Below are 13,265 nucleotides of genomic sequence, written 5' to 3'. Positions count from 1 at the left end.
TGTTTATTTATAACTGAGACAAACACAGTTTTATCGTCAATGCCGTGGCATGCCAACGTACCATTCTTATAAATCATTCAACCTTTAGTGACGGGCAAACTATGATTTAGTCAGCAAATTCAATCAGGATACTCAATCACGAAACTAAGCCTCTAGGGAGAGAGCCCATGACATTGACACCTTTTCACGTCGCGATTCCGGTAAGAAATCTAGAAGAGTCACGCCGATTTTATGCTGATGTGTTGAATTGTGGGGAAGGGCGAAGCAGTGACGATTGGGTTGATTTCAACCTCTATGGGCATCAACTTGTCATTCATTGCGACCCCAATATAGGCGAAAACAATACGCTAAATCTGCATCACAATGCTGTCGATGCCAAAGCCGTTCCGGTTCCACACATTGGTGTTGTGCTTGAGATGGAAGATTGGCAATTACTGGCTGGCAGGTTAAAAGAAAAAGGGGTTGAGTTTGTCATCGAACCTTATATTCGTTTTGTTGGTCAACCGGGCGAACAAGCCACCATGTTTTTTCTCGATCCGACCGGCAATGCGTTGGAATTTAAATCGTTCAAAGATATTGATGGTCAATTGTTTGCGAAATAGGTGATGGGTCGCCAACCGCCTAAACGCGAGTTAGGTATCAACGTCGGTGAGTAAATCTCCGATTTCATCGGGGTGAATGGGGCGCACGACGCGCTCAATGTCGACACCGTCGTTAAGCAGTATCAACGTAGGCCACAGCTTAACGTTAAAGTATCGCCCCAGTCGTTTTCCCTTGCCGTCATAAACTTTAATGTGTGGAATTGAAAGCCCAGCTAAGGCTTCCTTCACCGCAGGCTCTGCCGCTTGGCAGTATCCACACCAAGGTGCGCCAAACTCGATAATGGCAATACCTTGCAAGGCTTGAACCTCTTCGATCGTCGGGCCGTCTTCTGCATAGTCTGGGTTGAAGCCCGTTGTGGCAGCTTGGATCATCGGGTGTCCTCCGTGACAGTGATTCGAATGTCTAAATGCTAAACATTAAAGGCGACCTTGGTCGCCTTTAATGTTTATTAGGTCCAACGCTTAATTGCATCGGCCGTGTCGCTGGGATTGGTGTTGAAGCAAATGGTCGCTTGCGGTGCGGCTTTGTGTACCGCGTTAACCAGTTTTTCAAACACAAGAAAATGGTCGTCATCACGACGCACGCCTGCGCCGATCAGCACGCAATCATAGGGTTGACCTTGAAGTGCCTCTGTTGCAGCGTCATAGGCGGTTTCACCATCTCGGATATAGTGCAATGTAACCGCGTATCCAAGGGCAACAAGCTTATCTCTGTCACCTTCAAGCATGGCGCGAAGCTTTTCTGCGCTCATTCCTGGCCATTTTTCGTAGTTCACCACATCTGGGTGCCAACCAAAAAGTGCGATTTTTTTGTCTGACATAGCTCCTCCTGAGCATTCAATATTGCTTGTTAATATAGACTGGTGGCGACGATGAGGTTGTCTGAGTTATAAGCCTGAATATTAATTCTTTTGAGGAGCAAAGTGAGGAAAAGCGCATGTGGGAGCGGGAGAGGAAAGAGAGAACGGAATGAATAGGCAGCAAGGTGAGGAGAAAAAGGCGAGCAGACCGACGACGGGCTACCTGCTCGCAAGCATGTAAATCGATAAACTAGAAGGTTAGGTGAGATCTTTTACGGGTTCCCACTTGCCGTCGTTATCACGAGAGCGGACGGCGGCGTAAACAAAAGCCATACCTTGTGCGCCTTCCTCAACGGTTGGGTTCCAGAGGCTCAACGGATCGGGGGTCTCGTTACGTAAATCATCCACGATATTGGAAGCGAAATCGTAGTACAGGTTGGCAAACGCTTCTCGGTAGCCTTCAGGGTGACCAATCGCCACATGAGACACGCGCGAGCCTGCGCCAGTCAGTCCTGTTCCACCTTTAGTGAGAATATAAGCGGGCTTGTCGATAGGGCGAACGAGCAATTCGTTTGGCTGTTCTTGATGCCACTCCAGGCCGCCTTTGGTGCCGTAAAGGGTGAGATTCAGACCATGTACGCCACCGGCGGCAGCTTGGGTGACCCAAAACACGCCACGCGCCTTGTTGGGATAACGCAGCAAAATTCCGCAGTAGTCATCGGCATCACGTCCATCAACCAAAGCGGTGACGTCGGCACTTAAAGAGGCCGCCTCCATGCTCATCACATAACTGGCGAGGTGATAACTGTGGGTCGCAATATCGCCAAGGATCAACGATGGGCCTGCGAGGTCCGGTTTCATGTGCCAGTTCGCACCCGACAGCTCCGATTCGGTTAGCGTGGCAAGATGCCCCTGCACATAGTTACTTTGCACCATGGTGATGTTACCAATAACACCTTGCGCGACAAGGTCTCTGGCTTGTCTTACCATCGCGTAGCCACTGTAACCATAGGCCACGCAGTAGCGCTTTCCAGCCGCATTGACTCGCTTGACCAAATCCGCAGATTCTTCTTCGGTCATGGTCAGTGGCTTTTCACAAAATACGTTGAAACCAGCATCCAGCGCACGACAAGAAAGGTCATAGTGGCTGTTATTGGGCGTCATGATCGCCAGTGCATCAATGGGATCATCTGCATTTGCTTCACCCGCGAATAAAGCGTCGGGATCGGCATAAGGGCGAGCGATACCCATTTCTTTGCCCGCGAGCAAGGAGCGTTCAGGATTGGATGAAAATACCCCAGCGACAACTTCAAATTCTTCATGCATGGTGGCGGCTGATCGGTGAATGGAGCCGATAAATGAATCCGGCCCACCGCCAATCACGCCTAATCTCAACTTTCTTCCCAACTTCTGATATGCCTTGCTCATTCTTACGTCCTTTTGAATGGGTATCACCGCGATGGTTAATCGATAGCGTTTGTTATTTGAGTAGTGGCTGGCGAGAGGAAGCCAATAATGCGATCACTCTGGCTGCTTCGTTCTGCAGCGCTGGCATGGCTTTTCCTGCGAAATACTGACGGTCATATTTGTCAGGCTCTTGCTGCATGGACTCGCGAATAGCTTGACCAAATGCCATGCGAAGGGTGGTGCCGACGTTGAATTTCGCCACTCGCTGTTGTTTAAGCGTGAGAAGGTCAGCCTCAGCAATACCCGTTGTGCCATGAATGACTAAAGGCAGAGTGGTGGCCATTTCAATTTTCTTCAGTAAGTCGAAATCGATTGGGCTATTCGCTTCGGTTTTCCGATGGACATTGCCGACAGACACTGCAAGCGCATCAATGCCGCTTTCTGCCGTATATCGAGTGGCTTCTTCTGGGAGTGTCGCCATAGATATAATGTGGTCGCGACCTTCTTCATAGGGGACAGAACCTAGCTCGCCTTCAACGGTGACACCAACCGCGTGGGCAACATCCACGACTTGGCGTGTTCGGCGGATGTTTTCTTCAAGCGGCAGTTGTGAACCATCAAACATCACAGAACTAAAGCCTGAATGAATGGCACGATAAACAATGGCTTCTTCATAACAATGGTCTAAATGAACACAGACAGGCACGGAACTGGCTTTTGCCATTGGCACCAACATGCCGCCCATGGCTTCGACGCCCACCAAGTCCACCATGTCCTTGTTGACGGCCAGAATAACGGGCAATGAAATGGATTCAGCGGCAGCAATAATGGCTTTGGCTTCTTCAAGACCAAATACATTGCAACATGCCACTGCGCCATCAGATACAGCGGCGCTCGGGAGCAAGTCGTTCAGGTTTACTAGCATCGGTTCGTCCTTTTCAGATTACGGCTACTTAAATTTAGCAACCATGTCTTTGATGCCGGGGATCGTGTGCACTTGATACTCATGATGGGGGTCAAAATGCTGTACCAATGATTTACTCGTTTCACCCACGATGATGGTGAAGTAATACATTTCGTAACCCGGCGCGGCGACAGAAGGGTGGTAGCCCTTGTCGATGGCAATCACGCTGCCAGTGCGAACGTGATAAACCGGCCCGCAATCATCTTCATGTTCGTAAAGAAACTGAGCACCAAAGCCGAAGTCAGGGTTAAACCTAAATTGGTAGACCTCTTCGTAACGGGTTTCTTGCGGTGCACGATCTTCATCGTGCTTGTGCGGTGGAAAACCTGACCACCCGCCAGCACCCACGGTAAACAATTCGCTGACCAGCATGCGACCGCGTTTGTCGGCATTTTTCTGGCCGAAGATATGTTTAATTTTGCGGTGGGTCTTGGTGTCGTCACTGCCGTACTGAATTTTGTCCGTCTCTTCGGGTTGAACGGCGAAGGCAGAAAGCGCGTGCCCTGCTTCTTGCTCGTAGCGTCCACCTGCAATCATCACATCGGCTTCGTCAGAAACGCATGTCACGGTGACATCGCTACCCACTGGCGCGTATACCGCCGCGGGGTCGCCATCCCAAACAGAGGCGCGCTTGCCGATGCCGCTAAACGTTTCGCCATCGACAGTGATGTCGCAGGTACCACCTGCGAGTACCACTGCGGATTCATAGTCATCTAGTTTGTAGCTATGGCTTTCGCCTTTTTTAAGACGAACGGGGTTGAAATAGCAAAGGGGGGTGGTGTCGTCATTGACGCCAACAACGGGCGCATTTTTGTTATCAAACGGCGGGATATGTTTTCCCATGATCTACTCCTTAATCGTTTCTTAACGTTGCACTGTCACTTTTGGCAACGCTGAAAATGTGTGTCCACGGCTTTCCATAAACGCGATCAATGCAGGTAATTTGGACATCGCGTCAGCGCAAGTGTCCCCTGTGACATTGATGGCAGCGTTTGCAGCGCCCATGGCGACGGCGTCTTTGAGGTTGTGCTGATACAACAAGGCATAAAGTAACGCCGCAGCAAAGGCGTCTCCTGCGCCATAGGGTTTGCGCGCTTCCACGTTGAAAATGGCTTGCGAGCGTTTGAGCAAGTTGCCATTGCCATCCAAACCAAACAGATCACAGCCCTCAGCACCGGCTTTGATGACCACTAACGCTGTGCCGCCGCTTAATAGCTCGGAGGCCGCGTTGATGTGACTTTCTTCATGGTCATACGGGATACCCATGACCTCGAATTCTTCGCGATTGCCAATGACCACATCGCTCAATGAAGCCGCGAGGCGATAGAAATGCGGCGGATCTTCTGGGGATGCCCATGAATAAGCGCGATAGTCCAAATCTAGCACCACTAAGGTGCCTGAGAGCTGTGCGGTTTGCATGGCAGAAAGGGTCGCTAAACGCGAAGGGTTGGTGGACAGCGCGGTGCCTGAAACAAACAGACAACGTGATGAAGCGAGATACTCGGAACTGATGTCTTTCGCATTTAACGCTAGATCCGCCGCATTGTTGCGATAAATCACCACTTCAGGTTCAGGGCGCAACTCAGCCACCGCCAGACTCGTGCGGTATTCGCCGCTCAAGGTTTTCACACCCGATAGGTCGATGCCTTTTTCCTGCATGTAATGGCGCACATAGCGGCCTTGCGCATCGTCAGAAACACATCCGATGAAGCCCGCTTTTGCACCTAAAGTGGCTAAGCCAATGGCGACATTGGCGGGTGAACCCCCGACACTTTTTTTGAAGCTGGACTCAGCGCAGAAATCCGCGCCGTCCGTATTGCCATAGAAATCAACCCCAGCACGCCCAAGGCAGATGACATCGAGCGGGCGCGTGTCGTTTTGTTCCCAGCCAGAGAGGTGAATGTGAGAATCAGTCATAGTCTACCCACACTGCGCCATTATCGGCTGATTTGACGCAGGCATTGACCATCTTCACACCGTCAATACCGCCGTTAATGTCGGGATACCAATGGGTTTCCAAAAAGGCAGTATCGCCGCGTTCGAACGCATCAATCGCGAGAGCATAACGGTGATAGAGATTGGCCCAAGATTCAAAAAATCCTTCAGCGTGACCGCCACCCTGACGGTTGCATGACACACCAGGGTCATCATTGTAAAGATAGCCCATACCACGTTCTAGAATGCGTACTGGCTCTCCCTGCACTTCATATCTCAGTTGGTTAGGGTATTCATCCCACCACTCCAAACTGGCTTTCTCGCCGACAACGCGGACTTTTTGTTGGTGCATAGAACCTGAGTTGATGGCGCTCGCCCACAATGTCCCCACTGCGCCACCTTCAAAGTTGAACATGACGTGGGCGTTATCTTCCAGTGGTGCGCGAGATTCAATAAAGCTCTGGCGCGAACACAATAGAGATTTCACTTTCAACCCTGTGATCAGGCTTGCCAAGTAGAAAGGGTGTGTCCCGCAATCACCAATAATGAAACTGGGGCCGGACACTTCAGGGTTCATGCGCCATTTGGCACCTGGATTGTCCTTTTCTACTTCGAGATTATGGAAGCCGTGGGCAAACGACATTTGCACCACACGCACGGCGCCAATGTCGCCACGGCGAACCATCTCTTTGGCTTGTTGAACCATAGGGAAGCCCGTGTAGCCATACATGACGGCAACCATTTTGTTTTGCTTCTCCGCCAATGCTTTTAGCTTGAGGGCATCTTCAACATGAATGGTGACGGGCTTTTCACACACAACGTGCAAGCCCGCTTCAAGCGCAGCTTTTGCAATTTCATAGTGGGTTGAGTTTGGCGTCGCAATCGAGACTGCCTGAATACCGTCTTCACGTTTTGCTTCTTCAGCAAATAAGGTTTTGTAATCCGGATAGCAACGGTCAGGGTCTAGGCCGAGATTAGCGCCAAATTCGCGTCCGCGCTTAGGGTCTAAGTCCAGCGCACCCGCGACAAAGGTAAACAAACGGTCACGTTGCGCAGCAGCGCGGTGAGAGTAGCCAATTTCACTGCCTCGACCACCGCCAACCATTCCCCAACGGATAGGTGAATCCAAATGCATTTCTTCATTAAACATGATGCGCTTTCTCCTTGATCTTTAGACGCATTGCTCGCGTTGTTATTCTTTTTGTTTGACCGATAGCGACTACACGCCACGTCGTTGGTGCTGACGTCCTTGCTCCCACTGGTCGCGTGCTTTGATAATATTTTCATTGTCGGTCACTTCAGGAAGGCCAACTTCCCACCATGCTTCACACGATGACCAAACTGTGTCGTCAATATCGACGACGATGACATAAGTGCGATCCGATGCTTTGGCCCGCGCATACGCGGCTTCTAATTCATTGAGATTGGTCAGTTTCTCTGCATTTGCGCCTAGTCCGCGTGCATGGCTGACAAAGTCAACGCGCGGCAGGTCATAGTTACGCTCAGTGGTGCAATCTTCTAACTGGTTATTGAACGCGACGTTGCCCGTGTTGGTTTGAAGCTTGCGAATAACGGCAAAACCACCGTTGTCACACACAAAAACAATCATCTTGTGTCCGGTGAGGACAGAACTGTAGATGTCGGAATTCATCATCAGGTAAGAGCCATCGCCCACCATGACGATAGATTCATACTCAGGTCTGGCGATTTTGTTACCCCAGCCCGCTGCGATTTCATAGCCCATGCAAGAAAAACCAAATTCAACGTCGAGTGAATAAGGGTGACGGGTTTGCCAGTTCATGTTGATTTCAGCCGGTAGACCACCAGCGGCAGTGATCACGCGATCGCCTTCTTGCGTCAGCGCATTCACTTTACCGATCACTTGCGCATAGGACGGCAGTTCAGTGTCTGTCGCTGCCGTTCGGGCATTGACGATGTCATTCCACGCCGCTTTTTCTGCTTTGGCTTTGTCGACCCAACCGCTCTCGGTTGTCCACGTGTCAAGTTGCTCGCTTAACGGAACGATGGCGGCTTTGGCATCCGCAATCACGGATTGTGCCATGTGCTTGTTGGCATCAAATCGACCTGCATTAATGCTGATTAGTTTCATGTCAGGATCGCGGAACAAGGTCCATGATCCAGTGGTGAAATCTTGTAAGCGCGTGCCAATGGCGAGTACCAAATCAGCCTCGTAACACAGGTGGTTGGCGCTGTTTGATCCTGTTGCGCCGACGGGGCCGCAGTTAAGTGGATGCTTGTCGTCAAGCAGCGTGCGACCCGCGATGGTTTCAACCACTGGGATTTGATGCTTTTCGGCAAATTGGGTCAGTGCCTCACGCGCACCAGAATAAACCACGCCGCCGCCAGCAATAATCAGCGGACGTTTTGATGCTTTGATGGCGTCAGCCGCCAGTGCTAAATCAATGGCTTCTGGCTGAGGGCGACGAATGCGGTGCACTTTTGGCTCAAAGAAACTTTCTGGGAAATCCCATGCTTGTCCTTGAACATCTTGTGGCAAAGCAATCATCGCTGGGCCGCAATCGGCTGGATCAAGCATGGTGGCAATGGCTTGAGGCAGTGCGACGGTGAGTTGAGATGGGCTGTTGATTCGATCCCAAAAACGAGTAACAGCCTTGAAGGCGTCATTCACCGTCAGCGAGGGATTGGAAAAGTGCTCGGCTTGTTGCAATACGGGGTCGGGCAAGCGAGATTGGAACGTATCACCGGCTAGCAATAGCAATGGTAGTCGGTTGGTATGTGCAACGCCTGCAGCCGTGATCATGTTGGTCGCACCAGGGCCAACAGATGAGGTTGCAATGCCAATTCTGCGGCGCTGATGAGCGCGTGCATATGCCGTTGCAGCTAACGCCATTGATTGCTCATTTTGTCCTCGCCAGGTTGGGAATACTGACTGATTTTCAAATAGTTGCTGACCAAGACAAGTGACGTTGCCATGACCGAAAATGGCAAAAGCACATCCAAATAATGATTCTACTTTCCCTTCATTTTCAATCTGTTGTGCTGCCAGATAACGGACAAGTGCTTGTGCCGTTGTGAGTCTTATTGTTCCCATCCATGTTTCTCCCACTAAAAAGTCAAATTCCGTGCTCTGATGAAATAGTAGTCATGTAATGAAAATGTTTTCAAATGGCAAAGTGAAAATAATCAGAGGTGGCGCACACTTTTTATTCAAATAGAGTGACTGGGCGTTTAATGCGCAATTTTGAGACGGCCATTTCGTTGACAAAGTGAAATCATTACCATAATTGTTTATTAAGTGTTAACGATAGTTTAAATGTTTGAGCTTTTCATGGGTCGCTAAGGCCAGATGTTAAAGACGCATGGACTTTAATGAGTAGGAGGCTTTGCCTTGGAACTGAAAATTGCCAATGCACCGTGTTCGTGGGGAATTGAATTTGCTGACAACCCAGCCAATCCCTTATGGCAAACAGTGTTAGATGAAATTGCGGGCGCTGGGTATGGCGCAACAGAGTTGGGACCTCTCGGGTATTTACCGACAGATCCTCAAGCGTTGCGTTCAGCCTTAACCGCTCGAACGCTGGGATTGGTTGCGGGCACCTTGTTTGTACACCTTCACAAAGCGGAAGAGCGAGAGGCCATTTTCGAGAAAACCCATACCACATGCCAAATCCTCAATGAGCAAGGCGCTGAGTTTTTGGTCGTGATTGACCATGTTTCATCTCCACGAACAGATGAAGCGGGTCAAGCCAAAACAGCCACACGACTCAATGATGAACAGTGGGATGCGATGATGGAAACCCTGCGCGGCGTGGGTGAAATTTGTGCGCAATACAATGTCACACCCACATTGCATGCGCATGCGGGCACTTATATCGAATATCGCGATGAGCTGGATAGAGCAATGAGAGACCTTCCGGCAGAGCTGATGTCTTTGTGTGTGGATACCGGGCACTGTGTTTATGCAGGCATGGATCCTAGCGATGTATTAAGAACCTACAAAGACCGCGTTAAGTATCTACATTTTAAAGACATCAATGCAGATGTGTTGGCAGCATCTGTGGCAACAGGTACCGATTTCTACACGGCGATTGGCAACAACATTTTTTGTCCACTCGGGCAGGGATGCGTGGATTTCTCAGACGTTCGACAAACGTTGATTGATATTGATTTCAAAGGTTGGGTGACCGTGGAACAAGACACTGACCCTACCGCCAAAAGCGATGCGAAGACAGACGCAGAGCAAAGCCGCGCTTTTATTGAAAAGACGGTTCTTCACTGAGCAACAGAGACAACAGTTGAACAGTCATTCGGATTCGGGCCAGCGCCCAGATTAGACGCAAGGAATTAGGAGGCGAGTATGTCGGTAAAAGAAACCGCATCAGGGACAGAAAAAAAGTCGGTTGGAGACAATGACGAGCGTGTCAGAAAAGTTTCTTCCGTCAAGCGATTACTATCGAGACCAGAGCTTGGTTCGGTATCAGGTGCCATTTTAGTATTTGTATTTTTTGCGCTCGTTGCCTGGGACTCAGGCATGTTCAATGCAGACGGTGTGCTTAACTGGACCACGGTTTCAGCGCAGTTGGGTATTATCGCGGTAGGCGCTTGCTTGCTCATGATTGCAGGTGAATTCGATCTCTCTATCGGTTCCATGATTGGTTTTGCAGGCATGATGATCGCCATTCCCGCCGTTTATTGGGCGTGGCCTGTATGGGCGGCGATTCTATTCGCATTTGCATGCGCCATGGCGGTCGGTTTCCTCAATGGGTATATCGTCGTTAAAACGGGATTACCTTCCTTCATTGTTTCTCTCGCATTCCTTTTCATTCTGCGTGGCTTGACGATTGCACTGTCTATTGCACTTACCAATAAAACCATTATTTCAGGTGTCGGTAATCTTGCGGAAGGCGATTGGTTGGGCGCGATATTTGGCGGGCAAATCGGAACTGAGTTCTTTATCTGGTTGGCGAAAATGGGTTGGATCGAAACCTACTCTGATGGCTCGCCGATTGTCGCAGGTATCCCCATGGTGGTCGTTTGGTGGTTCCTTTTGACCGCAGCGTGTTCTTTTGTGTTGTTGCGTACTCGTTTTGGCAACTGGATTTTCGCCTCAGGTGGTGATGCCAATGCTGCTAAGAACGTGGGCGTACCGACTGACAACGTCAAAATAATCCTTTTCATGTTTACTGCATTTTGCGCCACCGTATTCGCGGCTTGTCAGGTGTTGGAGTTTGGGTCTGCGGCGGCTGACCGTGGTTTGCTCAAAGAGTTTGAAGCGATTATTGCCGCGGTTATCGGCGGTGCTTTGTTGACGGGCGGTTATGGCTCGGTCATTGGTGCTTTCTTCGGTGCTTTGATTTTTGGTGTGGTTCAGATGGGGATTTTCTTCACGGGTGTTGATTCAGATTGGTTCCGTGTATTCCTTGGCGTAATGCTGCTCATTGCTGTGCTCTTTAACAACTTCATTCGTAAGAAAGTGACCAGCGCTCGCTAGTCGTGGTTATCCAGATACGGAATTTAGGAGAAGAAAAATGTCGGAATATATCCTAGAACTGAAGAAGGTAAGCCGCTACTTCGGGTCAGTGATCGCACTTAAAGATATCGATATGGAAGTAAAAATGGGGGAGGTGCATTGCTTGCTCGGGGATAACGGTGCAGGTAAGTCAACCTTGATTAAAACCCTAGCAGGGGTGCACAAGCCCTCTGAAGGTGAGTTTTTAATGAATGGCCAGCCTACGGCTTTTAAATCACCGCGTGATGCGCTCGACGCAGGTATCGCTACCGTGTATCAGGATTTGGCGTTGGTCCCTTTGATGAGTGTTACTCGTAACTTTTTTATGGGACGTGAAATTACCAAAAACTGGGGCCCGATTAAGGTATTTGATACCAAACGTGCCAACGAAATTGCGACCGCCGGTATGAAAGACATGGGAATCGACGTTCGAGACCCCGAGCACCCAATTGGCACGATGTCTGGCGGTGAGCGCCAATGTTTGGCCATCGCGAGAGCGATTCACTTTGGCGCTAAAGTGCTGATCCTTGATGAGCCGACAGCGGCTTTGGGTGTGAAGCAATCGGCTAATGTACTCAAAGTTGTGGCTCGTGCTCGAGGTAAAGGGCTCGCCGTTATTTTGATCACGCACAACGTGCACCATGCTTTCCCAATTGCAGATCGCTTTACCTTGCTTAATCGCGGCAAGAGTTTGGGCACATGGATGAAGAAAGATGTCACCCGCGAACAGATATTGGAAATGATGTCTGGCGGGCAAGAGTTGGAAACGCTTGAAGCAGAATTAGCCGAATTCCAGCGCGCAGATACTGCGCCTGCGAATTAGGCTTTGGTGGAGAAAAACGTAATGTCATAGGGCAGTTGTTGCCCAAACCTTAGCAGTAACCTAAGGGGTGAGTATTGCCTTACCCGATGGATACAACAATAAGCAAATTGGAGAACACCGGATGAATACCCTACTTAAATCTGTAGCAAAGAGAGCGTCCGTCCTTGTGTTAGCAATGGCTGCGTCGTTTGCAGCATTGCTTCCCAGCACTGCGCTAGCCGATGGCGAACGCTTTGTGTTGATTAGTCACGCACCGGACTCGGATTCTTGGTGGAACACCATTAAAAATGCCATTAACGAAGCGGGCGACCAGCTCAACGTTGAAGTGGAGTATCGGAATCCGCCTACGGGTGATTTGGCTGACATGGCACGGATCATTGAGCAAGCCGTGGCGTCAAACCCACAAGGGATTATTACCACTATTGCCGATTACGAGGTGCTGAAAGGCCCATTGGAGAAAGCGCGTAAGAAAGGTATTCCTGTCGTAACCATGAACTCAGGTACGGCACAAGAAAGTGAAGACTTGGGCGCAATCCTTCACGTGGGTCAACCAGAATACGATGCAGGCTATGGTGCAGGTAAACGTGCCAAAGCTGACGGCGTTAAAAACTTTGTTTGTGTCAACCACTACATCACTAACCCTGCATCGGTTGAACGTTGCCAGGGCTTTGCTGATGCATTGGGTGTTGAGTTGGGTAGCCAGATGATTGACTCAGGTCAGGATCCAACGGGCATCGAGAAGAAAGTGATGGCGTACTTGCGTGCAAACCCAGAAACAGAAGCAGTTTTAACACTGGGTCCAACATCTGCTCACCCAACTATTCGCGCGCTGAAGAAAAACCGTCAATTAGGCAACATCTACTTCGGTACGTTTGATCTAAGTGGCGAAATTGCACAAGGCATCAAAGATGGCAATATCCAGTGGGGCATTGATCAACAACCGTTCCTTCAAGGTTACTTGCCAGTAATGGTGTTGACCCTGTTTAATCGTTACGGTGTCGCGCCGTCTAACAACATCAACTCTGGCCCAGGTTTTGTGACCAAAGAAAACGTTGAATTGGTAGAAAAACTGGCTGGCGAATATCGCTAATCGTATACCTGAGTAATCTTAAGATGCGAGTTCAGATTGCCTGAACACCTATCTTTGAATTGCTAAAAATTGAACAGTGAAGAGGCTCAGTATCGCTCTGCGCCTTTTCGCTGCTTCAATACACCAGAAAAATTTTCATTTCCAAGTGATGTG

13 protein-coding genes are annotated in these 13,265 nt (G+C 49.8%); 5 read left to right on the top strand and 8 right to left on the bottom strand.

The genetic code is table 11. The annotated features are described in order from the left end of the window. The first annotated feature begins 167 nt into the window (after nt 1-167). Nucleotides 168-602, top strand: coding sequence for a VOC family protein (locus A1OO_RS19290; RefSeq protein ID WP_017004135.1), 435 nt, complete (start codon nt 168-170; stop codon nt 600-602). 30 nt (nt 603-632) lie between these two features. Here A1OO_RS19290 and A1OO_RS19285 read toward each other — a convergent pair whose 3' ends face one another. The 8 genes from A1OO_RS19285 to iolD all read right to left on the bottom strand — a co-directional run bounded on the left by A1OO_RS19285 (nt 633) and on the right by iolD (nt 8,781). Next, on the bottom strand, nt 633-974 hold the full coding sequence (locus A1OO_RS19285; protein ID WP_017004134.1) for a thioredoxin family protein: 342 nt from the start codon (nt 972-974) through the stop codon (nt 633-635). A gap of 77 nt (nt 975-1,051) precedes the next feature. Next, nucleotides 1,052-1,423 carry a hypothetical protein gene (locus tag A1OO_RS19280; protein WP_016961337.1) on the bottom strand — a complete coding sequence of 124 codons (372 nt, stop codon included), beginning with the start codon at nt 1,421-1,423 and terminating at the stop codon, nt 1,052-1,054. Between the two features lie 237 nt (nt 1,424-1,660). Beyond that, a complete protein-coding gene (locus A1OO_RS19275; RefSeq protein ID WP_017004133.1) occupies nt 1,661-2,830 on the bottom strand; it encodes a Gfo/Idh/MocA family protein in 1,170 nt (389 codons plus the stop codon). 52 nt (nt 2,831-2,882) lie between these two features. Then, the gene (locus A1OO_RS19270; protein ID WP_017004132.1) at nt 2,883-3,734 is read right to left on the bottom strand and encodes a class II fructose-bisphosphate aldolase; all 852 of its coding nucleotides are present in this window, start codon (nt 3,732-3,734) and stop codon (nt 2,883-2,885) included. Between the two features lie 24 nt (nt 3,735-3,758). Beyond that, on the bottom strand, nt 3,759-4,616 hold the full coding sequence (locus A1OO_RS19265) for a 5-deoxy-glucuronate isomerase (protein WP_017004131.1): 858 nt from the start codon (nt 4,614-4,616) through the stop codon (nt 3,759-3,761). Nucleotides 4,617-4,637: 21 nt separating this feature from the next. Next, complete coding sequence (gene iolC, locus A1OO_RS19260) at nt 4,638-5,690, bottom strand: 5-dehydro-2-deoxygluconokinase (RefSeq protein ID WP_017004130.1); 1,053 nt, start codon at nt 5,688-5,690, stop codon at nt 4,638-4,640. Next, nucleotides 5,683-6,858, bottom strand: a complete 1,176-nt coding sequence (locus tag A1OO_RS19255; RefSeq protein ID WP_016961343.1) for a Gfo/Idh/MocA family protein — start codon at nt 6,856-6,858, stop codon at nt 5,683-5,685. The genes iolC and A1OO_RS19255 overlap by 8 nt, the downstream gene beginning before the upstream one ends. Nucleotides 6,859-6,927: 69 nt before the next feature. After that, nucleotides 6,928-8,781 (bottom strand): 3D-(3,5/4)-trihydroxycyclohexane-1,2-dione acylhydrolase (decyclizing), encoded by a 1,854-nt coding sequence (gene iolD, locus A1OO_RS19250; protein WP_017004129.1) that lies wholly within the window; start codon nt 8,779-8,781, stop codon nt 6,928-6,930. Nucleotides 8,782-9,078: 297 nt separating this feature from the next. Here iolD and A1OO_RS19245 point away from each other — a divergent pair, with 297 nt between their 5' ends. From A1OO_RS19245 to A1OO_RS19230, 4 genes are all read left to right on the top strand, one after another. Beyond that, on the top strand, nt 9,079-9,969 hold the full coding sequence (locus A1OO_RS19245; RefSeq protein ID WP_017004128.1) for a TIM barrel protein: 891 nt from the start codon (nt 9,079-9,081) through the stop codon (nt 9,967-9,969). 78 nt (nt 9,970-10,047) lie between these two features. Beyond that, nucleotides 10,048-11,181: an ABC transporter permease gene (locus tag A1OO_RS19240; RefSeq protein WP_017004127.1), complete on the top strand. Its 1,134-nt coding sequence runs from the start codon at nt 10,048-10,050 to the stop codon at nt 11,179-11,181. A 37-nt stretch (nt 11,182-11,218) separates the two neighbouring features. Next, nucleotides 11,219-12,022: an ATP-binding cassette domain-containing protein gene (locus tag A1OO_RS19235; protein ID WP_017004126.1), complete on the top strand. Its 804-nt coding sequence runs from the start codon at nt 11,219-11,221 to the stop codon at nt 12,020-12,022. Between the two features lie 175 nt (nt 12,023-12,197). Beyond that, the gene (locus tag A1OO_RS19230) at nt 12,198-13,112 is read left to right on the top strand and encodes a sugar ABC transporter substrate-binding protein (protein WP_016961348.1); all 915 of its coding nucleotides are present in this window, start codon (nt 12,198-12,200) and stop codon (nt 13,110-13,112) included. The last annotated feature ends 153 nt before the right edge of the window (nt 13,113-13,265 follow it).

Source organism: Enterovibrio norvegicus FF-33 (assembly GCF_000286835.2).
In the GTDB taxonomy this organism is placed as follows: domain Bacteria; phylum Pseudomonadota; class Gammaproteobacteria; order Enterobacterales; family Vibrionaceae; genus Enterovibrio; species Enterovibrio norvegicus_A.
The sequence above is the reverse complement of the archived record's forward strand: the minus strand, read 5'-3'. Positions and strand labels throughout refer to the sequence as shown.

What these genes read in the sequence shown, in the direction of transcription:
- A1OO_RS19270 (WP_017004132.1), bottom strand. Translation starts at nt 3,734, where the DNA reads ATGCTAGTAAACCTGAACGACTTGCTCCCGAGCGCCGCTGTATCTGAT.
- A1OO_RS19290 (WP_017004135.1), top strand. Translation starts at nt 168, where the DNA reads ATGACATTGACACCTTTTCACGTCGCGATTCCGGTAAGAAATCTAGAA.
- A1OO_RS19285 (WP_017004134.1), bottom strand. Translation starts at nt 974, where the DNA reads ATGATCCAAGCTGCCACAACGGGCTTCAACCCAGACTATGCAGAAGAC.
- A1OO_RS19255 (WP_016961343.1), bottom strand. Translation starts at nt 6,858, where the DNA reads ATGTTTAATGAAGAAATGCATTTGGATTCACCTATCCGTTGGGGAATG.
- A1OO_RS19235 (WP_017004126.1), top strand. Translation starts at nt 11,219, where the DNA reads ATGTCGGAATATATCCTAGAACTGAAGAAGGTAAGCCGCTACTTCGGG.
- A1OO_RS19280 (WP_016961337.1), bottom strand. Translation starts at nt 1,423, where the DNA reads ATGTCAGACAAAAAAATCGCACTTTTTGGTTGGCACCCAGATGTGGTG.
- A1OO_RS19275 (WP_017004133.1), bottom strand. Translation starts at nt 2,830, where the DNA reads ATGAGCAAGGCATATCAGAAGTTGGGAAGAAAGTTGAGATTAGGCGTG.
- A1OO_RS19265 (WP_017004131.1), bottom strand. Translation starts at nt 4,616, where the DNA reads ATGGGAAAACATATCCCGCCGTTTGATAACAAAAATGCGCCCGTTGTT.
- iolD (WP_017004129.1), bottom strand. Translation starts at nt 8,781, where the DNA reads ATGGGAACAATAAGACTCACAACGGCACAAGCACTTGTCCGTTATCTG.
- A1OO_RS19230 (WP_016961348.1), top strand. Translation starts at nt 12,198, where the DNA reads ATGGCTGCGTCGTTTGCAGCATTGCTTCCCAGCACTGCGCTAGCCGAT.
- iolC (WP_017004130.1), bottom strand. Translation starts at nt 5,690, where the DNA reads ATGACTGATTCTCACATTCACCTCTCTGGCTGGGAACAAAACGACACG.
- A1OO_RS19240 (WP_017004127.1), top strand. Translation starts at nt 10,048, where the DNA reads ATGTCGGTAAAAGAAACCGCATCAGGGACAGAAAAAAAGTCGGTTGGA.